The following is a 25,240-nucleotide window of genomic DNA, read 5'->3' on the forward strand; positions in this document are numbered from 1 at the left end:
TCCCCCGAGGTCACCCAGCCGAGTTGGTTCTCGCGTCGCGGCGTGCCCGTCACACCGTTTCGCGCGGCCGACGCTCGCGGCGTGATGACGAAGCCCGGCAGCCGAATGTTCCGCGCCACCCGGAGGTGTGCCCGTGACCCGACGTCCGCCCCGCGCCCTGCTCGCGCTGGCCGCCGCCGCGCTCGCCACCGTGTCGATCACCGTCACCGTCACCGTGGCCGCCGGCCACCCCGCTCCGGTGACGGTGACGCTGCCGACCGGCGGCCTGCCCTACCAGGATCCGTCACTGCCGGTCGCCGACCGGGTGAACGACCTGATGTCCCGGATGACGCTCGACGACGAGATCGGCCAGATGACCCAGGCTGAGCGCAGCGCGCTGAACCCGCAGAGCGACCTCGCCACCTACCGGCTCGGCTCGGTGCTGTCCGGCGGCGGTTCCGCGCCCAGCCCGAACACCGCCCAGTCCTGGGCCGACATGTACGACAGCTTCCAGCGGACCGCGCTGTCCACCCCGCTGGGCATCCCGATGATCTACGGGGTGGACGCCGTGCACGGGCACAACAACGTGTACGGCGCGACGATCTTCCCGCACAACATCGGCCTGGGCGCGACCCGCGACGCCGACCTCGTGCAGCGGATCGGCCGGGCCACCGCCGAGGAGGTGTCCGGCACCGGCATCGACTGGGACTTCGCGCCCTGCCTGTGTGTGGCACGCGACGACCGGTGGGGGCGGACCTACGAGTCGTTCGGCGAGGTGCCGAGCATCCCGAGCGCCATGACGTCCATCATCACCGGCCTCCAGGGCACCACGCTGGGCGGCCCCGCGTCGGTGTTGGCGACCGCCAAGCACTACGTGGGCGACGGCGGCACGACCGGCGGTGTCAACGAGGGGAACACCCAACTGTCCGAAGCGGACCTGCGCGCCATCCACCTGCCGCCGTTCAAGGCAGCCGTGGACCGGGGCGTCGGCGCGGTGATGATCTCCTACAGCAGTTGGAACGGCGTCAAGATGCACGGCAACCACTACCTCATCACCGACGTGCTCAAGGGAGAGCTGGGCTTCAGCGGATTCGTCGTGTCCGACTGGGCCGGCATCGACCAGATCGACGGCCAGTCCGGGTTCTCCGCCGCCGACGTCGACGCCGCCGTCAACGCCGGCATCGACATGGTCATGGTGCCCACCGACTACAAGGGTTTCATCAACATCCTGCGCGCCGAGGTGAACAACGGGCACATCGCGCGGTCCCGGATCGACGACGCGAACCGACGCATCCTGACCAAGAAGTTCCAACTCGGCCTGTTCGAGCACCCGTACACCGACCGCTCGTACACCGCCACGGTCGGGTCCGCCGACCACCGCGCGCTGGCCCGGCAGGCGGTACGGGAGTCGCAGGTGCTGCTGAAGAACGCGGGTGGGGTCCTGCCGCTGGCCAAGTCGGCGAAGGTGTTCGTGGCCGGCAAGTCCGCCAACGACATCGGCAACCAGAGCGGCGGCTGGACCATCACCTGGCAGGGCGGCAGCGGAAACACCACGCCCGGCACCACGGTACTCCAGGGCATCCGCAACGCGGTGGCCGGCTCCGGCTCGGTCACCTACGACCGCAACGGCAGCGGCATCGACGGCAGCTACACCGCCGCGGTCGCGGTCATCGGCGAGACCCCGTACGCGGAGGGGCAGGGCGACCGGCCCGGCGGGCTTGGCTTGGACCAGGAGGACCTGGCGACGCTCACGCGACTTCGCGCGTCCGGGGTGCCGGTGGTCGTGGTGCTGGTGTCCGGCCGCCCGCTCGACATCGCCGCGCAACTGCCGAACTGGAACGCGCTGATCGCCGCCTGGCTGCCCGGAACCGAGGGCAACGGAGTGGCGGACGTGCTGTTCGGTGACTACGCGCCGACCGGGAAGCTGCCGATGACCTGGCCGCGGAGCACCTCGCAGGAGCCGATCAACGACGGTGACGGCCAGACGCCGTTGTTCCCGCTGGGCTACGGCCTGACCTACCCCGGCGGCGGCACGACCACACCGCCCACAACCACGACGACCACGCCCCCGCCCAGCAGTGGGTGCACGGCGGACTACACGATCACCGGCACGTGGCAGGGCGGGTTCCAGGCGGAGGTGAAGGTCACCAACCGGGGCAGCACGCCGATGGGCGCGTGGGCCGTGTCGTGGACGTGGCCGAGCGGCCAGGCCGTCACCAACGTGTGGAACGGCATGTACAGCCAGTCCGGGACGGCCGTCACCGTCCGCAATGCGAGTTGGAACGGCACGGTGGCGCCCGGCGCGTCGGTCACCTTCGGGCTCACCGGCACCGGCAGCGCCGAGATCCCGATCGTGACCTGCTCCTGACCCGAGGCCGTGGCGCGCCGGTCCCCGCGCGCCACGGCCCGGCCGCAGCGGGCGTCTCACGGCTCGACCTCCTGGGTTCGAGGTTAGGCGCGCAGCGAGTAGACGATCTCCACCGAGCCACCGGGCAGGCCCCGGGAGCTCTCGTAGGTCAACGTCGTGGCGGGATCCAGCGACTCCGTCAGCCGCATCCCCGCGCCGACCATGAACGGCAGCACCACCAGTTCCAGCCTGTCCACCGCGCCGAGCGCGCGGAAGGTCTCGATGGTGCTCGGGCCGCCGACGAGGTGGACGTCGCGGCCGGAGTTGTCGGCGCGCAGCCGCTCCAGCAGCCGGACGGGGTCGCTGTCGAAGACCACGTCGTCCGGCGCTCCGGGCGTTCGGTGGGAGCCGAGCACGAACACCTTCAGGTCCGGCCAGGGCCAGCGGTCGGCGGTCAGCGCGGGTTCGAAGGTGGTGCGGCCCATCACCACGGCTTCGCAGCCGGCGATGAACTCCCGGATTCCGTGGCTGCCGGGACCGTGCGCGGGGTCGATCACCTGGGGCGGCCAACCGTCCGGCGTGGTCACGTAGCCGTCGGCGGTCACGCACTGGCGGGCGAGGATTCGCATCAGACACTCCTAGCGAGACGGTTCGTATCGTCTCGCTAGGAGACTGCTCCCCCCGCATGCCCAGTGTCAAGACGAGACGTCTCTTCTCGTCAGAGGGTAGGATCGCGGCATGAAGCCGCCGAACGCCGCGCGTCGCAGCCAGCGGTCGCACCGGGCGATCCTCGAGGCCGCCTACGAACTGGCCCTGGATCGCGGCCCGGCGAAGGTGACCATCGACGCCATCGCGGCCCGGGCCGGCGTCGGCAAACAGACCATCTACCGGTGGTGGCCGTCCAAGGGTGCGCTGCTGCTCGACGTGCTCATCGACGCGGTGGGCGCGGTCAGCGAGATGCCGGACACCGGGGACGTGGTGGCCGACCTCACGACGCAGATGACCGCGGTCACCGACCTGTTCCGATCGGATTTCGCCCGCTTCTACACCGGCCTGATCGCCGAGGCGCAAGCGGACGACGCGGTGGCCCGCGGTCTGGCCGAACAGCTCGCCGACCGCGCGGAGGGGCCGCGGCGGCAACGCTTGGAGAAGGCCCAGCGGGACGGGCAGATTCGCGCCGACGTCGACATCGCCGCCGCCGTGGAGGCCCTCTACGCGCCGCTGTACTACCGGATGCTGCTCCGCACCGCCCCGCTGAGCGTCGACCACGTGCACGCAGTCATCGACGCGACCATCAAGGGGTTGCGGCCCAACCCGGTGTAGCGCCTCCCGCTCCGCGCGCCAGCACCGTGGCAGATCCGGGGCGAGGCGTCAGCCGCGTCCCAGGCCCGCGTCCCGGGCCAACACGATGGCCTGCGCGCGATCGGTGACGCCCAGCTTGCCCAGCACCGCGGACACCCGGTTGCTGATCGTCTTCGGCGCCAGCGCGAGGTCACGCGCGATCGCCAGATTCGACTTGCCGGCCGCGATCCGTTCCAGCACCTGCTGTTCCCGCGCGGTCAACTGCGGGAACGGATACGGCACGTGCCCGCCCAGCGGGCCGAACAGCGCCGGCAGCCGACCCGCGACGGACCGCCCGACGATCACCTCGCCGTTGGCCACCACCTGCACGCCGCGCAGCACCTGGTCGGCATCGGCGTCCGCGGCGACCAGGTAACCCCGCGCGCCGGCGTGCAGCGCCGACCGCACCGACGCGTCGTCGTCCACCGACGTGACCACCAGAACCCTTGTGCCCGGGGCGATCCGGGACACGTGACCGATCATGTCGGCCACGTCGAGATGGCCGAACTGGTGCGGGTCCACCACCAGCACGTCGGGCCGGTGCCACGCCGTCTCGGCGAACGTCTCGGCGGCGGTGGTGGCCTCGCCGACGATGACGAAGCCACCGGCCCGCTCCAACGTGGACCGGACACGGCGGCGGGCCACGGGATGGGCATCGGCCAGCAGGACGGTCACCATGGACGATCCGAATGTTTCGCCGACGTCATTCAGTTCCTCGCCGACCGCAGAGCCGGAACTGCTCACCAGCACCACTCCCTACTGCCAGGTTGCGCACCTACGCCCAACACCTGACGGCTCTCCTCGGCGGCGCGTCGACGTCAGCGTCAGCTTGTCGCCACCGATGCGGCGAAACTGGGGGTACACCGGAAGAAGAGCCTTGCTCGATCAGATCCTCACCAGCGAACCGAGTACTGCGATGTTTCATGCGACCCCTCCGACCCGGAGCAATCAGTGGGTGCCGCACCACCGTCGTGACGTCGGCGCAACGGCCCGACCGATCCCCTCCGCCAGTCGGGCCGTGCAGGGACCACGATGCGCCGACACCCCTGACCACACCTTGGCGAGAACCTTGATTCGGCACGTCAGGACCGCTGCGCCCACGACCGGGAGCCCTGGGACACACGGGAGTTCATGACACCTGAAGAGCCGCATATGGCGGTGGAGTTCCGATTGCTCGGCCCGGTGACGGCCGTCAGCGGCGGTCGCTCCGTCGACCTCGGGCCCGCCCAGCAGCGGTGCGTGCTGGCCACGCTGCTGGTGCAGGCCAATCACCTTCTGCCGGTCGAGCAGTTGGTGAACCGGGTGTGGGGACACGACCCGCCCCAACGCCACCGTGCGGTGCTCTACACCTACCTGTCCCGTCTACGGAAAACCCTCGCCACCACCGGAGTGACGATCGCCCGCCGCTCGGGTGGCTACGTCCTGAGCGTCGACGAGACAGCGGTGGACCTGCACCGCTTCCGCCACTTGGTCGCCAAAGCCCGCGCGAGCCAGGACGACCGGCAGGCCCTGGCCTTGTTCGAGCAGGCCCTCGGCCTGTGGCGGGCCGAGGCGTTCACCGACCTGGACACCCCCTGGCTGGTCAACCTCCGGACAACCCTGGACGCCGAGCGGAGGGCCGTCGAACTCGACCGCATCGACACGGCACTGCGCTGTGGCCGGCACGCGGAACTGCTGCCGATCTTGTCCACCCTCGCCGCGCAACACCCACTGGATGAACGCGTTGCCGGTCAACTGATGCTCGCCCTGTACCGCAGTGGCCGTCAGGCCGACGCCCTGCAGCACTACCACCACAGCCGCCAGCGATTGGCCGAGGAACTGGGCACGGATCCCGGCGCGCCGCTGCAGAGCCTGCACCAGCAAATCCTGACCGCAGATCCCGACCTGGCCAGCCCCACACACGGCACGGCCCGCTCACACCGGCCGCCGGTGCCGCACCAGCTGCCGGCACCACCACGATGGTTCACCGGCCGGACCGACGAACTCACCGCGCTCAGCCAGGCCCTGGACGCAGAGTCGGCGGCGACGGTGGTGATCTCAGCGATCGGTGGGGTCGGTGGGATCGGCAAGACCTGGCTGGCGCTGCACTGGGCCTATCAGCATCTCGACCGGTTCCCCGACGGGCAGCTGTACGTTAACCTGCGCGGCTTCGACCCCACCGGGCAGCCGATGCCGGCGGAGGCCGCGGTGCGTGGTTTCCTGGACGCTCTCGGCATTGCCCCCGACGCGCACCCGGTCGACCCGGATGCTCAGGCCGCGTTGTACCGCAGCCTGGTCGCCGGCAAACAGATGCTGATCCTCCTGGACAACGCCCGCGACGCCGCCCAGGTCGCGCCGCTGCTGCCCGGCAGCCCCACCTGCACGGTGGTGGTCACCAGCCGCGACCGGCTGACCGGACTGATCTCCACCCACGGCGCTCATCCGCTGGCCCTGGACGTTCTCGACGAGCCGGCGGCCCGCGACTTGCTCGCTCGCCGTCTGGGCGGTGACCGGTTGGCCGCCGAGCCGGAGGCGGTCGCGGAGTTGTTGGCTTTCTGCGCCGGGTTGCCGTTGGCGCTGACCATCGTCGCCGGCCGTGCCCAAACCCACCCGGACTTTCCGCTGGCGACACTGGCCGCCGAGTTGCGTGATGCCGCCACCCGCCTGATCGTGTTGGACGAGGACGCTCCGGCCGCCAGTCTGCCCGCGGTGCTCTCCTGGTCCTACCACGCCCTCGCCACGGAGCAGGCGCGGGTGTTCGGGCTGCTGGGCATCGCACCCGGCTGGGACATCAGCCTGCCCGCCGTCGCCGGCCTCACCGCTCTCCCCGCCGGCCGGGCCAGGGCGGTGCTGCGGGACTTGGAGCGGGTTTCCCTGATCCAGCAACAGGTTCCGGGCCGCTACCGAATGCACGACCTGATCGGCCTGTACGCCGCCGACCAAGCCCACCGCGACCACCCCGAGAACGTGCGGGAGGCGGCGCTGCGACGGCTGCTCGACTTCTACACCCACACCGCGTATGCCGCCGCCCGCCGCCTGGACCCCCACCGACCGGACATCCGGCTCGACCCGCCCGCCCCCGGCACCCATCCTCACCCACTGCCCGACGATCCGGCGGCGATGGCCTGGCTGGCCAGCGAGCACACCAACCTGCTGGCCGCCCAGCGCACCGCCACCACCCGCGCCCGGCACCACGCCGTGTGGCAGCTGGCCTGGTCCCTGACCACCTTCCACGTTCGGCGGGGGCACCTCCACGACCAGCTCGCCGTGTGGCGGTTCGCGCTGGACGCCGCCGAACACCTGCCCGACCCCACCACCCGCACTCTCGCCCGCCGGCGCCTCGGCGTTGCCTACGCCAAGCTGGGCCGCCACGAGGAGGCGATCGAGCACCTGCACCGGGCCCTAGCCCTGGCCGAACACCACCACAGCCCCGCCGAACAGGCTCACACCCACCGAATGCTCGCAATCGCGTGGGAGCGGCGCGGGGACGACCGACGGGCCCTGGACCACGCCACCCGGGCGCTGGACCTCCACCGCACCTTCGACCAGCCGGTAGGGGAAGCGCATGCGCTCAACCTGGTGGGCTGGTACGCCGGCCGCTTGGGCGAGTACGCCACCGCCCGCGCCCACTGTCTGGCCGCCCTCACCCTGCACCACCACAACGACCCTGACGGCGAGGCGCGCACCCTCGACACCCTGGGCTACATCGACCACCACACCGGCCACCACCACCAGGCCGTCCACCACTACCAGCACGCCCTCGACCTGTTCCGCAGCCTGGGCCACGCCTACGACGCCGCCGGCACACTCGACGGCCTCGGGCACCCCCATGCAGCCCTCGGCCAGCACGAGCAGGCCCGCACCGTGTGGCGGGAAGCCCTGGAGCTGTACCGGCAGCAGGGACGCGACGAGGACGCCGACCGCGTGCGGCGGCAACTCGACGCACTCGACCACGAGTAGCAACCCGGACCGGCGCCGCAGAACCAACGAATGGCTTGGGGGTGGCGCATTGGGGACGGCGACACGCGTCGGAGGCGCGGTCACGCCACGACACCACAGCGCCGTCCGTCCGTACCATCGACAGGATGTCGTCGCGCATCGCGTGCAGCCGTCGGCTGGGCAATGTCGATGTCGACTCCGCGCCGTTCGTGGGTCGGTCCCGCGAGCAGGCGCAGGCCAAGCGGCTGCTGGGCAAGGCTCGGTTGCTGACGTTCACCGGGACGCCCGGCGTCGGCAAGTCGCGGTTGGCCCGCCACGTGGCCAGGCAGGTGAATCGCCGGTTCGCCGACGGGACGTGGCTGGTCGACCTGGCCGCGCTGCAGACCGGAGAGCTGTTGCCGGAGACAGTTCTGAACGCGCTCGAAGTCCACGGAGTCTCGGGTGGGCAGCCGCTGGCGTCGCTCATCGACCACTTGGCGGACAAGCGCCTGCTGCTGGTGCTCGACAACTGCGAGCACCTGCTCGATGCCTGCGCCGAGTTGGTGGACACCTTGTTGGCGGCGGCTCCCCGACTGCGGATCCTGGTCACCAGTCGTCAGGCGCTCAACATGTACGGGGAGCGCATTATGACGGTGCCGTCCCTGTCGCTGCCCGAGGAGCCCGACCATCCGTGGCGGCAGGGGGACGGGCACTGCGAAGCGGTGGAGCTGTTCACGCTGCGGGCGGCGGAGGTCCGGCCCGGCTTCGTCGTGGCCGAGGACAACTGGTCGCTGGTGGCGCGGATCTGCCGGCGGTTGGAAGGCATTCCCCTGGCGATCGAACTCGCGGCCGCATGGCTGACCACGAAGTCGGTGGCGGAGATCTCGGTGGGACTCGACCACCGGTTCGGGCTGCTGAAGGTGGCGTGGCCGTCCGAGACGCTCGATGAGCGTCGCCCCTTTCCTCGACACCAGACACTGCGCGCCACGGTCGAATGGAGCTACAGCCAGTGCTCCTGGCAGGAGCAGACGTTGTGGGTCCGGCTGTCGGTGTTCGCCGACGGGTTCGATCTCGACGCCGCCGAGATCTGCGGTGACGCCCTGCTGCCCGCCGACGATCTCCTCGATGTCGTGGACGGGCTGATCGTGAAGTCCGTGGTGTCCCGGTGTGTGCGGGCGGGAACGGTGCGGTTCAGGCTGCCGGAGATGGTCCGCCAGTACGGCCACGCGATGTTGGACGCGAGCGGCCAGGACGTCCGACTGCACCGTACGCACCGCGACCACTACCTGAACCTGGCCGAGCGGGCCGACGCCGAGTGGTTCGGTCCGCGGCAGGGCAGGTGGCTGGAGCTGGTTCGGCTCGAACACGCGAACCTGCGAGCGGCGCTCGAATTCAGCCTCGTCACGCCGGGCGAGGCGGGGTTCGGGCTGCGCATCGCCGGCGCACTGTGGTTCTACTGGCTCGGCTGCGGCCTGCTCCGGGAGGGCCGGCACTGGCTCAACCGGGCGCTGCCACTGGCGCCGACCGGCGACCGGGAGCGGGCGAAGGCGCTGTGGGCAGACGGCTTTCTGTCCGCGTTGCAGGGCGAGGCCGACCCGGCCCTGCAGAGGCTGGCGCGCTCGTCGGAGCTCGCGTGTCAGGTCGGCGACGAGTCCCTGCTGGCGGGCGTGTCCTACGTTCGCGGGATCGTCAGCTACCTGAGCAACGACCAGTCGGGCGCGGTTGCCCACCTCGAAGAGACGCTGCGTCATGAGCGGGCCTGTGGCGAGGCCAGTGCGTGCACAGTGCTGAGCCGGGCGGTGCTGGCTCTTGCCTGCGCCCTGGTGGGCGACACCGACCGGGCCGCCTCGCTGTGCGAGGACGCCATCGCGGTGTGCCGGGCCCACCGGGACAAGTGGGTGCTGTCCTGGGTGCTGGCTGCGGCCGCGATGGTCTCGTGGAGCTGTGGAGACGTCCACGCGACGGACCAGCGGGCGCGCAACGGTCTACGGCGGAAGATGGTCTTCAGAGATCGCATCGGCAGCGCGCAGTGCGTGGAGTTGCTCGCGTGGACCGCGCTGGTCGACGGCGACGCTCGACGCGCGGCCACGCTGCTCGGCGCGGCGCGGAGCATGTGGGATGTGGAAGGCAAGCGCCTGTTCGGGTTCAGCACCTACCTGGCGTGGCACGACGAGTGCGTGGCGGGGGTCCGCGAGCTGCTCGGAGACCAGCTGTTCGAGGTCGCCTTCCGGCAGGGCACCCAGCTCGCCTTCGACCAGGCCGTGCGCGAGGCGCTGGCGAAACCGAGGTGAGGCCGGGCCGTCATCCGCCCCGGCGCTTCGCCGCGACCTTCGCCGCGAGGGCCTGCCCGGTGTCCAGTGCGGCATCCACCGTGACCCGACCGGCGATCGCCGAACTGACTTGTTGGGAGACCTGGGTTCCCAGGTCGGTGAACTCCGGAATGTCGACGAACCCGATGCCGCTCGTCGGCCGTGGCTGCACGCTCGTGTCACGCGGCGTAGCGCCCCTGATGGCCGCTTCCGCCTGCGCGCCAAACGGCGCGGTGGACACGCGGCACTCGGGGCGCTGGTAGGTCGACGCGCGCTTGCCGGACGGCACGCGGGACCAGCCGAGGCTGGCGCCCACCAGCCCTTCGTAGTCCTTGCCGCACGCCCAGGAGATGAACTTCCACGCCGAGTCCTGTTTCCCGCTGGCCTTCTCGATGGCGAACGCCCAGGTGTAGAGCCAACCGGAGCTGGCGGTGCGGACGACGGGCGCCTGCGCGTAGCCGAGTTTGCCGGCCACCGGCGAGTCCTTCGCCTCCAGCAGGCCGGCGGCCGCGGTGGAGTCGTACCAGATGGCGACCCTGCCCTGGGTCATGTCGTTGAGGCATTCGGTGAAGCCGGCCTGGGGGGCGCCGATCTCGCCGTGGTCCCGGACCAGGTCCACGTAGAACCTGGTCGCCCGCTTGAACTCCGGGGCGTTGACCTGCGCCCGCCAGTCCTGGGTGAACCAGGTCCCGCCGAAGGTGTTGACCACGGTGGTGAGCACACCGGCGAGCTCACCCCAGCCGGGCTGTCCACGCAGGCAGATGCCCCGCATGCCGGGCAGTGCGCCGTCGGCCTTGGCCGCCAGCTCCGCGACCTGCTGCCACGTCGGCCTGTCGGGCATGGTCAGTCCCCTGGCCGCGAACACGTCCTTGCGGTACATCACGAACGAGGACTCGCCGTAGAACGGTTCGGCGTACATCGTGCCGTCCGCGCCGGTCAGCGACTGGCGCATCGACTCGATGACATCGCCCTGGTCGAAGCCGGTGTCCCTGGGGAGGAACCGATCCAGTGGGGTCAGCCACCCGTTCTTGGCCCAGATCGGTGTCTCGTAGTTGCTGATGGTCGCGACGTCGTACTGGCCGGCCTGGCTGGAGAACTCCTCGCTGATCTTGTCTCGCACGTCGTTCTCGGGCAGCAGCGTGTAGTTGACCCTGATGCCGGTCTTCCTGGTGAAAGCGTCCGCGGTCAGCTTCACCAGATCCTTCATCTGAGGGTTGTTCACCATCAGGACATTGATCGACGAGTCGTCCGTCGGGTCCCCGCCGCACGCCGCCAGTCCGCTCACGGCGAGCGCCGCGACGGCCGCGCGCACGGCCAGACGCGCATGCAATGCCACCATCGATCCCACCTTCTCGATCAAGTGTCGACTGGTCGAAAGGCCTTCCCGGCACCGCCTCCCCCGCCGCGAACTCTCTACTATGGCCTAGTTATGGGCCGATCCCCAGTGCCTGTGGCGGCGACGAACCTCACCGCGGACGTGACCAGCTTTGTCGGTCGCCGACGCGAACTGGCCCAGGTCAAGCAGTACTTGTCCGCCTCACGGCTGGTCACGTTGACCGGGGTCGGCGGGGTCGGCAAGTCCCGATTGGCGGTGCGGACGGCCGCCGGTGTGCGGCGGGCCTTTCCGGACGGGACATGGTTGGTCGAGTTGGCCCAGCTGCAGGACCCCGGACTGTTGGTGCAGACGGTGGCGAGCACGTTGGGCCTGCGGGACCAGTCAGCCCGACCGCCGTTGGTCGTGTTGGCCGAGTACCTGGCCAATCGGCGTCTACTGCTGGTATTGGACAACTGCGAGCACCTGCTGGCTTCGTGCGGGCAACTGGTGCACGCGTTGCTCGCCGCCTGCCCGAAACTGTGCGTGCTGGCCACCAGCCGGGAACCGCTGGGCATCTCCGGCGAGATCGCCTGGCCGGTGCCGGCGCTGTCGGTGCCTGATCTGGCCGAACGACGGCCCAAGCGCGAATGGTCCCGGTACGAGGCCGTGACGCTGTTCGCCGACCGCGCCGTCGCGACGGTTCCGGAGTTCCGTCTCACCGCGGACAACTACGTCGCGGTGGCCGGAATCTGCCGCCAGCTGGACGGGATTCCGCTGGCGATAGAGCTGGCCGCGGTGCGACTGCGGGTCCTCACACCCCAGCAGATCCTGGACCGGCTGACCGATCGGTACGCGCTGCTGACCGGCGGCAGCCGGGACAAGGCGTCACGGCATCAGACTCTGCGCAGCTGCATCGAGTGGAGCTTCGAGCTCTGCTCGGCGGACGAGCGGTTGCTCTGGAGCCGGCTGTCGGTCTTCACGGGCAGCTTCGACCTGGACGCCGTCGAAGGTGTCTGCTCCGGCGACGGCCTGATCAAGGACGACATGCTGGAGTTGGTCGCCGGCCTGGTCGACAAGTCGATCGTGGCCACCGACAAGCATGACGCGGACCTGCGCTACCGGCTGCTCGACACGATCAGGGACTTCGGATTGCAGGAACTTCGCGCCCGTGGCGAGGAGACGCGGCTGCGGCGACGGCATCGCGACTGGTACGACGAGTTGCTGCTGCGAGCCGAACGCGAGTGGATCAGCCCACGGCAGGAGTACTGGCTCGGCCGGTTGAACCGGGAGCACCCGAACATCCGGTCCGCGCTGCAGTTCTGCCTCACCGAGCCGGGCGAGGCGGAATCCGCGTTGCGCATGGCCGTGTGCCCCTGGCGCTTCTACTGGTGGTCCCCCGGCCGGTTCAGCGAGGGCAGGCGCTGGCTCGACCAGGCCCTGGCCCAAGCAACGCAGCCGAGCGTGCACCGCGCCTGGGCGCTGCTGTTCAACAGCCAGTTGGCCGTCGTCCAGGGCGACTTCGACACCGGCAGAGCCCTGCTCGCCGAAGGCAAGGCGCTCGCGGAGCGGCTGGGCGACGCCGACAGCCTCGGCCGGCTCGGCTACGCCACGGCTCACCTCGCGCTGTGGGCCGGCGATGTCCCGGCCTCGATCGTGGCCTACGAACAGGCGCTCGCGGCCGGTTCCTCGGACCTGAGTCTGCGAGTCGACACCCTGCACGCCCTCCTGGTGGCCGTGGCCGTCGCCGGTGACGCGCAGCGCGCGCGGACGTGCCACCAGGAGGTCCTGAGCATCACCGAGCCCAACGGGGAACGCCGGCACCGGTCGCACTCGCGGTGGGCTTTCGGGCTGTCCGCCTGGCAGCAGGGCGATCTGCGCCGGGCGGCCGAACTGCAACACCAGAGCCTCCGGCTCAAGCACGGGCTGAACGACGTCCAAGGCACGGCATTCTGCCTGGAGGCGCTGGCGTGCGTCGCCGCCGCGGACCACCGCGAGCGAAGGGCCGCGACTCTGCTCGGCGCCGCCGAGATGTTGTGGCGGTCCATGGGTACTTCCCTGGCTCCGTTGCGGCCCGTCTTCGACTACCACCAGGACTGCGTGCGACGCGCCCGTCGCGCGCTCGGCGAGAAGAACTACCAGGCGGCCTTTCACGCTGGTGGCAGGCTGACGCTCGACGAGATGGTGGCCTACGCCCTTGAGGAACGTCCGGAGCCGACGTCGGCATTGCCCGCCCAGGGACCGACACCACTGACCGCACGCGAACAGCAGGTGGCCGAGCTCATCGCCCGGGGGGCGAGCAACAAGGAGATCGCGCACGCGCTCGTCATCAGCCAGCGCATGGCCGAGAACCATGTGGAGCACATCCTGGCCAAACTCGGTGTCACCTCGCGCATCCAGATCATGGCCTGGTTCCGCGAACAGCAGTCTGTGTCGCGGTCACCGGCGACGGGAGACGCGCCGCCGTCGAGTCAGTGACACGACCACTGTCGACACGAGCCGAGGCCCGGCGCGCGGAGTTAACTCTTGACGATCCATTTGAGACTTGGCGCGACCGTGCGACCATCTTGTTCGTGAATCATCTTCACGTTCGATGGTCGAGGCCGGACCTCGTGGTCATCCATGCGCCAGCGCGTCCACGGCGGCGGACGAACCGCCGCAGACGCGAAGCGCAGTAGGAGGACCACATGAAACCGACCCGCTTACTCGGCGGCATCGTCGCCGTCACCAGCAGCGTGCTCCTGGCAGTCCCCGCCTACGCCGCCAGCGGCCAGGTCGACGGCAACATCACCGTGGGCGGCTCGAGCTGCTCGTGGACCAACGCGACCACCAGCGACGTGCCGCCGAACACCCTGACGATCGACCACACCACCGTCCACCCGAGCTGCAGCGGCAGCATCTCGGCGAGCCTGACCAACGACCCGACGGTCACCTTCGACGACACGGCCGGCACGGCAACCGCGCCCGAGGTCGATGTCAACGGGACGGTGCTCGGCATCACCTGCTCGTACAAGGTGACCAGCGTGTCGTTCTCCCGCCAGGGAACGGCGCGGAACTACACCGGCGGCCCTTTCACCGCCAACCTGAGCAGCGGCGGCGCCCTGTGCCCCGCCTCGGAAACCGTCAACTCCGCCTCGTTGTCCTTCCACTGACCGGTAGCCGCGGGGCGACTCCTCTTCACGAGGGGTCGTCCCACGGCGCGCCGGTATTCGCGATAACGAACCGATACGCGGGCCGGCTAGCGTCGGGCCACATGCGCAAACTCGCTCTGCTTCTGGTGTTTCCCTTGCTGCTCGCCACCGGAGTGATCGCCCACGCGGCGACCGGCACCGTGGACTTCTTCGGGGGCACCTACCCCGACCTGAAGAACCCGCCCACGGGCCAGTGCATCATCACCGCGCCCCCGTTCCCGGGACCGCGCGGCCTCGACAACTACACCAACGCCAAGGTGACGGTCTACGAGAACAACACTTGCACCGCCGCCGAAAACAGCTGGGTCGTGCAGCCCGGCAAGCACTTCGAGCTCAGCGGCACGTGGTACCCGATCATCTCCATCGTCGCGGTCAAGGTGGGCTGACCCCGACAACCGCCGCCCCCGCCTCGACCACGTGCGAGGCGGGGGCGTTGTCGTTGGTGGACAACGGCGCGGTTCACGGTGACCATCCGGCCCATCGGTTGATCAGCGTGCGCGACGCACAGCGGCGGACGAAGTCCAGGACGAAGCGGTGGCGGCCGCCGTGGCGCGGGCGGTCGAGCGCATCGTCCACGTGGGACGACGCCAGCAGCTCGACGTCGGCGGTGGCGGCGCGCTGGGCAACGAAGACGACCATCTCGACCGTGCCGCGGCGGCCGCCGGTGCTGCGGGGCAGGGCGGCTTCTCGCGCCCCGGCCTCACGCGGCCGGCGCGGTTTCAAGTTGAACATTCGAAGCGCTTCGAACACGCCGGGTAACGGCAGGCCGGACCGCGCCGGACCGACGTCCGCCCCGGCAGGCGGCCAGGGAGACGAGGGCGGTTCTTCCCCATCGCGTGGTGAAGCGCTTAGATGATCTGACGTGCACGATGGCCCGTCACGGGTTCGGCAAGGTCGCTGGTCCGCAGAACTTCCCCACTGGTCGGACGGTTGACATGATCCCCTGGTTCATGTCAGCGTCGATGCGCTTCGACGTCCGCTCCGGAGACCGGCCTTCCCCAAGGGGTTTGCCCAGGAGGTATCGCGCCCCATGAGCGTTCCCGCTTTCCCGGTGCTGCCCGCCGGATTTCGGTTCGGCGTCGCCACCGCCGCCTACCAGATCGAGGGTGCCCACGACGAGGACGGCCGTGGCCCGTCCATCTGGGACACCTTCAGCCACATCCCGGGACGCACCCTCAATGGCGCGACCGGTGACACCGCCTGCGACCACTACCACCGCTACCGTGAGGACGTGGCCCTGCTGCGCGGGCTCGGCGTGGACAGCTACCGGTTCTCGATCTCCTGGCCCCGCCTGCTGCCGGAGGGTGTCGGCCCGGTCAACCCCAAGGGTCTGGACTTCTACGACCGTCTGATCGACGAGTTGCTGGCGGCCGGGATCGCACCCGCCGTCACGCTCTACCACTGGGACCTGCCCCAGGCCCTGGAGGACCGCGGTGGCTGGCGCGTGCGCCGGACCGCCGAGGCGTTCGCGGAGTACGCCGCCCTCGCCGGGCAGCGCTACGGCGACCGGGTGGCGCGCTGGATGACCCTCAACGAGCCGTTCTGCTCGGCCTTCGTCGGCTACGCCGAGGGGCGGCACGCGCCCGGCGCCACCGAGGGCCGCGGCGCGCTGGCGGCCGCCCACCACCTGCTGGTCGGGCACGGCCTCGCGGTCGCGGCGTTGCGTGCCGCGGACGCTCGGGAGGTCGGGATCGCCCTCAACCTCGATCGCATCCATGCCGCCTCCGACAGCCCCGAGGACCTCGCGGCGCTGCGTCGCGCCCAGGTCCTGCACAACGACATCTGGGCCGAGCCGCTGTTGGCCGGCCGCTACCCGGAGCACGAGGCCGAAACCTGGGCCGGCCTCGCCGACGGCCCGTGGCGGCGGCCCGGCGACCTGGACCTGATCGGCGGGCCGCTGGACTTCCTCGGCGTCAACTTCTACCGCCCGATCACCGTGGCCGCCGCGCCCCACCGCGAGGCGGATCCCGCGCTCCGCAGTGCCGTGGACATCGGCGTCGCCGAACTGGACCCTTACGGCACCCGGCACACCACCATGGGCTGGCCCGTTGTCCCGGCCGCGTTCACCGAGTTGCTGCGCGAACTGCACTCCCGCTACCCGCGGCTCCCGCCGGTCTGGATCACCGAGAACGGCTCCGCGGAGGTCGACGCCGTCGCCCCCGACGGTCTCGTCCACGACACCGACCGGATCAGCTACCTGGCCGAGCACCTCGCCGCCGTCGCGGACGCGATCGCCGCCGGGGTGGACGTGCGGGGCTACCACGCCTGGTCGCTGCTGGACAACTTCGAGTGGGCGCGCGGCTACGACCAGCGTTTCGGCCTGGTCCGCGTCGACTACGACACCCTGACCCGAACGCCCAAGGACAGCTACCACTGGTACCGGGGCCTGATCGCCGCGCACCGCGCGCGGACGGAGGAACCTGCCCGATGAAGTTCACCGACGGCTACTGGCTGATGCGGCCCGGCTGCACCGCGCGCTACGCCGCCGAAGTCGCCGACGTCCAGGCCGACGAGCACCGGTTGACGCTCTACGCGCCGGTCAAGCGGGTGCTCAGCCGTGGTGGCACGCTCAACAGCCCGCTGCTGACGGTCGAGTGCTGGTCGCCGGCCGAGGGCGTGATCGGGGTGCGCACCACTCACCACGCCGGATCGGTTCGCCGTGGACCCGAGTTCGCTCTGCCCGGTGCCCAGGAGGACGCCGGGAAGGTGCATCGGGACGGCACGGTGGCCGAGCTGCGCTCCGGCGAGCTGACGCTGCGGGTGGACACCTCCCAGCCGTGGCGGCTGGAGTTCACCGCCGACGGGCGGACGCTGACGTCGGTGGAGGAGCGCGGCACGGGTTTCGTGACCGACGCCGAGGGCCGCCACCACATGCTCGGTCAGCTGTCGCTGTCGGTCGGCGAGCTGGTCTACGGGCTGGGCGAGCGGTTCACCCCGTTCGTCCGCAACGGTCAGACGGTGGACATCTGGCAGGCCGACGGCGGCACCAGCAGCGAACAGGCCTACAAGAACGTCCCGTTCCACCTGACCAACCGCGGCTACGGCGTGTTCGTCAACCACCCGGGCCGGGTCAGCTACGAGGTCGGCTCCGAGGCCGTCGGCCAGGTTCAGTTCAGCGTCGAGGACCAGTCGCTGGAGTACTTCGTCGTGTACGGGCCGACGCCGAAGGAGGTCCTCACCCGCTACACCGCGCTGACCGGGCGTCCCGCGCTGCCCCCGGCCTGGGCGCTGGGCCTGTGGTTGACCACGTCGTTCACCACCGCGTACGACGAGGCCACCGTGACCCGCTTCGTCGGCGGCATGGCCGAGCGCGGCATCCCGCTGAGCGTGTTCCACTTCGACTGCTTCTGGATGCGCGACTACCAGTGGTCCGACTTCACCTGGGACGAGCGGACCTTCCCGGACCCGACCGGCATGCTGGCCCGGCTCAAGGAGCAGGGGCTGCGGATCTGCGTCTGGATCAACCCCTACATCGCGCAGAAGTCGCGCCTGTTCGAGGAGGGCCGGCAGGCGGGCTACCTGGTGCGCCGCGCCGACGGCAGCGTGTGGCAGTGGGACCTGTGGCAGCCCGGCATGGCGCTCGTGGACTTCACCAACCCCGCCGCCCGCGACTGGTTCACCGGAGAACTGCGCACGCTGCTCGACCAGGGCGTCGACTGCTTCAAGACCGATTTCGGCGAGCGCATCCCGACCGACGTCGTCTGGCACGACGGCTCCGACCCGGAGCGGATGCACAATTACTACACCCACCTGTACAACCGGGCCGTGTTCGAGCTGCTGCGCGAGGAACGCGGCGAGGGCGAAGCGATGCTGTTCGCCCGCTCCGCCACGGCCGGCGGCCAGCAGTATCCGGTGCACTGGGGCGGGGACTGCGAGTCCCACTTCAACGCGATGGCCGAGTCGCTGCGCGGCGGGCTGTCCCTCGGGCTGTCCGGCTTCGGCTTCTGGAGCCACGACATCGGCGGCTTCGAGGGCACACCCACCCCGACCGTGTTCAAGCGCTGGGTGCAGTTCGGGCTGCTGTCCTCGCACAGCCGCCTGCACGGCAGCAAGTCCTACCGGGTCCCGTGGGACTACGGTGACGAGGCCGTCGCGGTCACCCGTGAGTTCACCCTGCTCAAGCACCGCCTCGCCCCCTACCTGCACCGCGCGGCCCAGCAGGCGCACGCCACCGGCATCCCGGTGATGCGCGCGATGGTGCTGGAATTCCCCGACGATCTCGCCGCGGCCACGCTCGACCGGCAGTACCTGCTCGGCGACGACCTGCTCGTCGCCCCGGTCTTCACCGACGACGGCACCGTCGACTACTACGTCCCGGACGGCACCTGGACCAACCTCCTGACCGGCGACCGGGTCACCGGCCCGCGCTGGGTGCGCGAACAGCACGGCCACCACACACTGCCGCTGCTGGCGCGCCCCGACTCGGTCATCCCGCTGGCCGCCCACGACCAGCACCCGGTCTCGGCCTGGGCGGACGACGTCGAACTGCGGGTCCATGCCTTCGCCGACGGAGCCGAACGCACGGTGGTGATCCCCAGCGCCGCGGGACCAGGCGAAACGGCCCGCTTCCATCTGCGCCGCGAGGGCGACCTCCTGCGGGTGACCACCGACAGTCCGCACCCCTGGCGGCTGCGCCTCGGCGGACCGGACGGACCCTCGCACGCCAGTCCCGCCGGCACCCGGACGGCCGAGTTCCCGTTCCCGACCTGAACCCGGGGCGAACGGCTGCCGGTGCCGGGCCACCGCGGTCCGCGGTGGCTCGGCACCGGTGCCGAGCGGGTGATCAGCTGAAGGGCCGGTCGTATGCCTGGAACTCGCGGATCGACGCCCAGCAGCCGGTGTCCAGTCCGGTCACGGTCACCCGCAGATGGCGCGCGGTCGCGGTGAACGGCAGGGTGTGCACCTGACCCGTGTCGGTGTTGTTCGTCCGGTCGACCACTGTGGACCAGGTGTGGCCGTCGGTCGATCCCTCGACCCGGTAGCGGTAGGTCTTGCCCGGGAACTCCCAGGCGATCCGCGCACCGGTCAGCGCGGTGGCGGCGCCGAGGTCGACTTGCAACCAGTGGCCGGTGGCGCCGTCCGCGGCGCACCAGCGGGTCGCGGTGTCGCCGTCGGTGGCGCGCGCGGCGATGTTGCCCTTGCCCGCCTCCTCGCTGTCCGCGGAGGTGGCCCTGCCGACGGCGATGTCGGTGGCCACGACGGGCCGGTCCAGCACCACCGCGACCACGGAGTCCTGCGGGTGCACCGTGCGGTCGATGCCGGTGATGGTGACCGTGCCGTCCGAACCCACGGTGTAGGGCAGGGCCCGCCCGCCGGGCACGGCGTAGACCCGTCGCACCATGGCATCGCCGATCGACGGGGTGGTGACCGCCCCGCCGGCCCGGCCGGGCAACAGGTGCACGTAGAACGTCTTGTCCCGGAAGGTGTAGCCCACCTGGCCGTCGACCGGGTTCCACGGCCCACCACGGGTTCCGTACACCGCCTCGTCCACATCGGACAGGAAGGCGCCGACCCGGGTGAGCACCGCCGCCGAGTCGGCCGGCACGACGCCGTGCCGGTCCGGCCCCACGTTGATCAGCGTGGTCATGTTGCGCACCAGGGCATTGACCACCACGGCGAGGATCTGGTCGTAGCTCATCACCGACGCTCCCGCGGTGTAGCCCCAGGCGCCCCGGATGGTGAACGTCTTCTCCACCACCCCGGCCCGGATCGGCCCGGTCGGCACCGAGCCACCCTCCTCGACGCCGTAGTCACCGGCCCAGCCCGAACGCGGGGTGACCACGACGTTCGGCTGGTGCGCGCGGACCATGCCCATCAGTCCCAACGGTTTCCCGGTGGCGGGCTCGGTCTCGCCGTACCCGCCCACCGGCCACTCGTTGGCCGGGTCGCGGTACCGGCCGGGTTCCCAGAAGAACGCGCCGTCGGCGTCGCTGCCCTGCTCGGCCAGCCAGCCGCCGTCCCACCACAGGTCGTCGATCGGGCCGTAGTCGGACACCAACTGCTTGACCGCCTGGTACACCTCCTCCTTCATCACCTGGGCGTTCGCCCGGTAGTCGAAGCTCGCCGGGTCGGCGCCCTCGTAGTTCCACGGCGGGGCCGACAGGGCCGCGCCCCTGACGTTGTAGTAGCCGGGATAACGCCAGTCGATCGGCGAGTAGTACAGCCCGAGTTTCAGGCCGGCGGCGCGCACCGCTGACACGTAGCCGGCGACGAAGTCCCGGTTCAGCGGCGCCTGCGCGCTGGTCCACGCGTTGGGGTGCGAGTTCGGATACAGCCCGAACCCCTCGTGGTGCCGGGTGGTGAGCACCACGTACTTCGCGCCCATGGTCCTGGCCAGCTCGACCCAGGCGGTCGGGTCGTACTGGTCGGCGGTGAACTGCTGCGGCGACGGGCTGGTGAGGAACTCGCGGTACACGCTGGGCTTGACCTGCGCGCTGCGCTCGTACCACTCCCCCTGGGCCGGGCCGGCGTAGACGCCCCAGTGGATGAACATGCCGATCTTCGCGTCGGCCAGCCAGCCGACCGTCGCATCGGACTGTTGCGCCAGCCCCTGGTCGATCTGCGGCACCCGCAGCGCCGGTAGCGGCACCCCGGTCGGGGTGGTCGCGGTGGTCGCGGCCACGGCGGGCGCACCGGTGGGCAGGACGGTCAGGGCGCCGGCGGCGGCCGCACCGGCGAGAAAACGGCGACGGGGCAACGGTTCGGCAGGGGACATCGGCATCAACCTCCGGTGGCGGGCAGGAGGGAGGGACAGCCGAGCGCGGCGGCGGCCCAGCCCACGCAGGACATCCGATCTTTCGCGGACGCTACAGCGGGCCGGACCGCACCGTCAAGGAAACTTCTCTGGCACCGCAACCGTACTGCCGTCGATTCGTGAAACAATCGAATCGACACATCGGATCTCTGGTGCCGCGGCAGGAATCAGCCGAAACTCCACCGTTGGTTGCTGCCGCCGTTGCAGGACCACAGTTCGACCGGCGCGCCCTCGGCGGTCGAGGAACCGGTCACGTCCAGGCACAGCCCTGACTGCGCACCGGTGACGGTGCCGTTGGTGTTGAGGTTCCACTGCTGGTTGGCCTGGCCGTTGCAGGACCAGACGATCACCTTGGTGCCGGGACTGGTGCCCCGGCCGTTGGCGTCCAGGCACAGCGTGGTGCCGGCCAGCGTGACGGTCAACTGGGCTGCGGTGGTACGCGTCCAGGTCTGCCCGGCCTGCCCGTCACACGTGCCGATGGTCACCTGCGCACCCGGTGTGCCGGTCGAGGGCGCGGCAAGGCACTTGGCCGCGCCCACGGCGTGCAGCGCGCCGGTGTTCCCGCCTCCTGGCGCGCTGCCGCCGGGCACGTACGGGCACTTGGGGGAGTACATCGAGATGGAGCTGGGATCGGGAGGCGCCGGGCACAGGAAGGGCGTGTACCGGATGTCGTTGTCGAGGAAGGTTTTCAGCCAGGGGATCAGCAGTTTCATCTCGACGTTGTTGGGATGGGTGTAGTACACGTGGTCGGCGCCGGCGATCTGGGCGAAGTCGCTCTGCGTCGAGGCGGGCATGGTGGCGTAGAGGCCGCTGAGGTAGGACGGCGTGACCACGGCGTCGTTCTGACCGCCGATCACCATCGTCGGCACCGTGTCCGTGGCCAGCGACAGGTTGCCCACCGGTGAGCCGGGCGCGAGACCGACCGCGGCCTTGAGCGCGGGCTGCCTTTCCGCCGCGAGCATTGCCCCGGCCCCGCCCGCGGAATGGCCGAGCACCGACAGGCGGTTCGGGTCGACCCGGTCGCGCACCGGGCTCTGCGTGGTCAGATAGTTCAACGCGGCCAACAGTTCGGTGCCGCGGGCGTCGGCGCTGTCGGTGCGGGTGGTGGTCTCCACGCCGATCACGACGAAACCGAACGAGGCCAACCACGGCCCCATCCACGCTTCCTCGTCGGCGAACAGCGCCGAGTAGCCGGGCACGATCGCCAGCGCGCCCCAGGTGCCCAGGCTGGTGTCGGTCGGGTAGTACACCATTCCGCCGTTGAACCCGTAGCCCGCCGGCACGCTCGTCGACGCCGTCGCGAACGGGCCGGTACGGGACTCGATCATCGCTACGGTCGGATCGGGGCCCCGCTGGTACGGATTGCCCGCCGTGGTGTCCCATGGCTGGGCGAGGGCGGGCCGCGCCGCGAGCACGCCCGCGGCCAATGTGGTCACCACGGCCAGGATCGCCACGACGATCCCGGCCAGCCGCCGGGTTGTCCCGCCTCGTCCCATGATCGCCTCCAGCCAGGGGACATTCCACCCGAGGGTGACAAGAAGGCTGCGTCACCTCAACAACGACCGCACACCGGCGAGAGCCACCGCGCCCGCACGCCATCGGATCGCCGCTGGACACTCGCCTGTTTCGATCCCTTCGACGCGGGCGCCGCCGCACCGTTCACCGGCGGCGACCGGGAAAGTTACACCCGTGAGGCGGGGTTCTTCGCGGCCACGGCGCCCGGCCGTTGACAGCGGCCGACGGTTCACCGCGCAATGGACGCCGACGAGCAACGTCCGGAAGGGGTGTCATGCGCAGGTCGCGCGGGACCAGATTCGTGCTCGGCGCCAGGGTGCTGGCGGTGACCGCGTTCGCGGCCGTCGTCGGTCTGCTGCTGTTCCAGTCACCGGCCGCCGCGCTCGACGTCACCAGCACGCCGTCGCCGGTCACCGGCAACGCCACGTACTTCAGCGGCCTCGGCTCGCCGTACGGCGGTTGCGGGATACCGCAGGCCAACCTGGACAGCCAGGACTTCGTGGCGTTGAACGTGTTCAACACGCCCGGCAACTACGGCATGTTCCCCCGCCCGGTGCCGTCGTCGCAGTCCAGCATCCTGGGCATGTTCGACAACGGCCTCAACTGCGACCGGTACGTCCAGGTCACCATCGGCGACTACTGCACCGGCACCAACGACGGCGCGCAGAGCCAACCCTTCTGCCGCAACGGTTCCTGGGTCAGCGACAAGTACAACGGGGCCACGCTGACCATGGTGGTCGCGGACAGCTGCGCCGACTCCAACGCATGGTGTCGGGACGACCCGTACCACCTGGACCTGCACCAGGACTCGCTGAACCGGTTCGTGTTGAACGGCGCCCCGGTGGGCAGCGGGCTGGCCGACCACTGGAACAACCGCCACATCTCCTGGCAGTTCGTGCCGACGCCGAACTACACCGGCGACATCCAGATCGGTTTCCTGCAGGGCGCGCAGACCTGGTGGGGCGCGACCGCGATCTCCCACCTGCCCAACGGCATCCACGGTGTGCAGTACTTCGCCAACGGCGGGTGGACCAACGCCACGATGGACGGCGACATGGGGCAGGCGTACATCCTGTCCCCCACGACCTCCGGGGGCACCCAGTTCCAGATCCGCGTGCTGGACGCGAACGACACCCTGATCAACAACGGCCGGGTGTACACGTTCTCGCTGCCGGCGTCCTGCGGCACGCAGTGCGCCGCGGCCTACACGCAGGTCAGCTACACGACCGGCGACGGTGGCGGTGGCACCACCACGACCACTCCCCCGTCCTCGACCACCACGACGCCGCCCACCACACCGCCCGGCGGGTGCACGGCGAGTGAGTCGGTCACCAGCAGCTGGCCCGGCGGTTTCCAGGCCAGCGTCACCGTCACCAACACCGGGACGGCACCGATCACTTCCTGGACCGTCAACGGCACGTTCCCCGGCAGCCAGACCGTCGCCAACTCGTGGAACGCCACGGTCACCCAGTCCGGCGCGCAACTGAGCGCCCGCAACGCCGGCTACAACGGCACCATCCCGGCCGGCGGCAGCACCAGCTGGGGCATGACCGTCAACGGCGCCAACCAGCCACTGACCAACCTGACGTGCCAGACCTGAACCACGGCAGCCGAAACCGCCGCAAGGAGCCCGCCCCCGACTCGCACCCGGCCGGGAGTGGGCTCCGTAACGCGCACCACGACGGGCACGGTTCCGCGCTGCTCCCGGCGTGAGATCGGCTGCGCCCGGATCAGTGTCCGGACGGCGGCTCGCCGGTGCGGAAGACGTCGTTCATAGAACCTGAGCGGAAGGCGGCCACGGTGAGCGGCGACGAGTCGAATCCGGCGCGGCGTATGGCTTCCCGCACCTGCTGGCTCGCCTCCGCCTGCGCCACAAGGGATGCGTCGACCTCGACACGCACCGCGTCGCCGAGGTCACGGACGCGGAGGTCGCGTACGCCGGGCAGGGCCGCCCGCACGGCGATCTCGGCGCGTTCGACGCGGGCGAGGCGGGCGGGAGTGATGCTGATGCCGTAGGCGACCCGGCTGGCCATGCACGCCGCGGCCGGCTTGTCCCACACGGCCAGTCCCCAGTGCCGGGCGACCTCTCGCACCATGTCCTTGCGCAGCCCCAGATCGGCCAGCGGGGTGCGGGCGCCGCGCTCGGCGGCGGCGGCGATGCCGGGCCGGAAGCCGTCCGCGACGTCGGAGGCGTTGGTGCCGGTCGCGATCGTGTCGTAGCCGTAGGCCGAGGCGAGAGTCACGGCGGTGTCGGCGAGGACGCTCTTGCAGAAGTAGCATCGGCTGCGGCCGTTCTCCCGGTATCCGGACTCGGCCAACTCGTCGGTACGCGGGGTATGGTGAACCACGCCCAGGCCGGCGGCGAAGTCCCGCGCCGCGACGAGTTCGGCCGCGGGCAGCGAGGGCGAGACGGCGGTGATGGCGGCGACGTGAGTGGACCCGAGCGCGCGGACGGCGGCGGCGAGCACCACGCTGGAGTCCACACCGCCGGACAGCGCCACCAGTGTCCTGCCGTATCCTGACAGCTCCGCCATCAGGTGTTGAGCGTGGACACGAACGTCCATCCTGGGCCCCCAAATCCGGCGAGTGAGCGAG

Annotated in this window: 17 protein-coding genes and 1 pseudogene; 11 read left to right on the forward strand and 7 right to left on the reverse strand. The window is 70.5% G+C overall.

Annotated elements, in window-relative coordinates; genetic code table 11:
• Window positions 1-190 precede the first annotated feature (190 nt).
• Window positions 191-2,002, forward strand: a pseudogene (locus BJ998_RS46185) (glycoside hydrolase family 3 protein); the annotation flags it as partial.
• Entirely contained in the window at window positions 1,991-2,347 is a 357-nt protein-coding gene (locus tag BJ998_RS48400) for a cellulose binding domain-containing protein (protein WP_246490267.1), read from the forward strand. The pseudogene BJ998_RS46185 and the gene BJ998_RS48400, both read left to right, overlap by 12 nt.
• A gap of 83 nt (window positions 2,348-2,430) precedes the next feature.
• Here BJ998_RS48400 and BJ998_RS46190 read toward each other — a convergent pair whose 3' ends face one another.
• Window positions 2,431-2,955, reverse strand: coding sequence for a dihydrofolate reductase family protein (locus BJ998_RS46190; protein WP_184870558.1), 525 nt, complete (start codon window positions 2,953-2,955; stop codon window positions 2,431-2,433).
• Window positions 2,956-3,064: 109 nt separating this feature from the next.
• On the opposite strand from BJ998_RS46190, the gene BJ998_RS46195 reads away from it, so the two are divergent.
• On the forward strand, window positions 3,065-3,649 hold the full coding sequence (locus tag BJ998_RS46195; protein ID WP_184870559.1) for a TetR/AcrR family transcriptional regulator: 585 nt from the start codon (window positions 3,065-3,067) through the stop codon (window positions 3,647-3,649).
• 48 nt (window positions 3,650-3,697) lie between these two features.
• On the opposite strand, the gene BJ998_RS46200 is transcribed toward BJ998_RS46195, so the two are convergent.
• Entirely contained in the window at window positions 3,698-4,345 is a 648-nt protein-coding gene (locus tag BJ998_RS46200) for a LuxR C-terminal-related transcriptional regulator (RefSeq protein ID WP_184870560.1), read from the reverse strand.
• A 474-nt stretch (window positions 4,346-4,819) separates the two neighbouring features.
• On the opposite strand from BJ998_RS46200, the gene BJ998_RS46205 reads away from it, so the two are divergent.
• Both BJ998_RS46205 and BJ998_RS46210 read left to right on the forward strand, forming a co-directional pair.
• Window positions 4,820-7,606: an AfsR/SARP family transcriptional regulator gene (locus BJ998_RS46205; RefSeq protein WP_184870561.1), complete on the forward strand. Its 2,787-nt coding sequence runs from the start codon at window positions 4,820-4,822 to the stop codon at window positions 7,604-7,606.
• A 125-nt stretch (window positions 7,607-7,731) separates the two neighbouring features.
• Window positions 7,732-9,855 (forward strand): ATP-binding protein, encoded by a 2,124-nt coding sequence (locus BJ998_RS46210; RefSeq protein ID WP_184870562.1) that lies wholly within the window; start codon window positions 7,732-7,734, stop codon window positions 9,853-9,855.
• A gap of 10 nt (window positions 9,856-9,865) precedes the next feature.
• Here BJ998_RS46210 and BJ998_RS46215 read toward each other — a convergent pair whose 3' ends face one another.
• Window positions 9,866-11,212, reverse strand: a complete 1,347-nt coding sequence (locus BJ998_RS46215; protein ID WP_184870563.1) for an ABC transporter substrate-binding protein — start codon at window positions 11,210-11,212, stop codon at window positions 9,866-9,868.
• Between the two features lie 111 nt (window positions 11,213-11,323).
• Here BJ998_RS46215 and BJ998_RS49475 point away from each other — a divergent pair, with 111 nt between their 5' ends.
• From BJ998_RS49475 to BJ998_RS46230, 3 genes are all read left to right on the forward strand, one after another.
• Complete coding sequence (locus BJ998_RS49475; protein WP_221339782.1) at window positions 11,324-13,663, forward strand: ATP-binding protein; 2,340 nt, start codon at window positions 11,324-11,326, stop codon at window positions 13,661-13,663.
• Window positions 13,664-13,872: 209 nt separating this feature from the next.
• Window positions 13,873-14,337 carry a hypothetical protein gene (locus BJ998_RS46225; protein ID WP_184870565.1) on the forward strand — a complete coding sequence of 155 codons (465 nt, stop codon included), beginning with the start codon at window positions 13,873-13,875 and terminating at the stop codon, window positions 14,335-14,337.
• Window positions 14,338-14,438: 101 nt separating this feature from the next.
• Window positions 14,439-14,762 (forward strand): hypothetical protein, encoded by a 324-nt coding sequence (locus tag BJ998_RS46230; protein ID WP_184870566.1) that lies wholly within the window; start codon window positions 14,439-14,441, stop codon window positions 14,760-14,762.
• Between the two features lie 73 nt (window positions 14,763-14,835).
• Here the strand turns inward: BJ998_RS46230 and BJ998_RS46235 are convergent, their stop codons facing one another.
• A complete protein-coding gene (locus tag BJ998_RS46235) occupies window positions 14,836-15,099 on the reverse strand; it encodes a hypothetical protein (protein ID WP_184870567.1) in 264 nt (87 codons plus the stop codon).
• A 307-nt stretch (window positions 15,100-15,406) separates the two neighbouring features.
• Between BJ998_RS46235 and BJ998_RS46240 the strand changes: the two genes are divergently transcribed.
• Both BJ998_RS46240 and yicI read left to right on the forward strand, forming a co-directional pair.
• Window positions 15,407-16,807: a GH1 family beta-glucosidase gene (locus tag BJ998_RS46240; RefSeq protein ID WP_184870568.1), complete on the forward strand. Its 1,401-nt coding sequence runs from the start codon at window positions 15,407-15,409 to the stop codon at window positions 16,805-16,807.
• Window positions 16,804-19,086 (forward strand): alpha-xylosidase, encoded by a 2,283-nt coding sequence (gene yicI, locus BJ998_RS46245; protein ID WP_184870569.1) that lies wholly within the window; start codon window positions 16,804-16,806, stop codon window positions 19,084-19,086. The genes BJ998_RS46240 and yicI overlap by 4 nt, the downstream gene beginning before the upstream one ends.
• A 73-nt stretch (window positions 19,087-19,159) precedes the next feature.
• On the opposite strand, the gene BJ998_RS46250 is transcribed toward yicI, so the two are convergent.
• Together BJ998_RS46250 and BJ998_RS46255 are read right to left on the reverse strand one after the other, a co-directional pair.
• Window positions 19,160-21,091, reverse strand: a complete 1,932-nt coding sequence (locus tag BJ998_RS46250; RefSeq protein ID WP_221339783.1) for an alpha-L-fucosidase — start codon at window positions 21,089-21,091, stop codon at window positions 19,160-19,162.
• Between the two features lie 206 nt (window positions 21,092-21,297).
• Window positions 21,298-22,626, reverse strand: coding sequence for a poly(ethylene terephthalate) hydrolase family protein (locus tag BJ998_RS46255; RefSeq protein WP_184870571.1), 1,329 nt, complete (start codon window positions 22,624-22,626; stop codon window positions 21,298-21,300).
• Between the two features lie 293 nt (window positions 22,627-22,919).
• On the opposite strand from BJ998_RS46255, the gene BJ998_RS46260 reads away from it, so the two are divergent.
• Window positions 22,920-24,245 carry a cellulose binding domain-containing protein gene (locus tag BJ998_RS46260; protein ID WP_184870572.1) on the forward strand — a complete coding sequence of 442 codons (1,326 nt, stop codon included), beginning with the start codon at window positions 22,920-22,922 and terminating at the stop codon, window positions 24,243-24,245.
• Between the two features lie 130 nt (window positions 24,246-24,375).
• On the opposite strand, the gene larE is transcribed toward BJ998_RS46260, so the two are convergent.
• Window positions 24,376-25,179 carry an ATP-dependent sacrificial sulfur transferase LarE gene (larE, locus tag BJ998_RS46265; RefSeq protein ID WP_221339784.1) on the reverse strand — a complete coding sequence of 268 codons (804 nt, stop codon included), beginning with the start codon at window positions 25,177-25,179 and terminating at the stop codon, window positions 24,376-24,378.
• Window positions 25,180-25,240: the final 61 nt, after the last annotated feature.

Origin of the sequence: Kutzneria kofuensis (assembly GCF_014203355.1) — a bacterium.
In the GTDB taxonomy this organism is placed as follows: domain Bacteria; phylum Actinomycetota; class Actinomycetes; order Mycobacteriales; family Pseudonocardiaceae; genus Kutzneria; species Kutzneria kofuensis.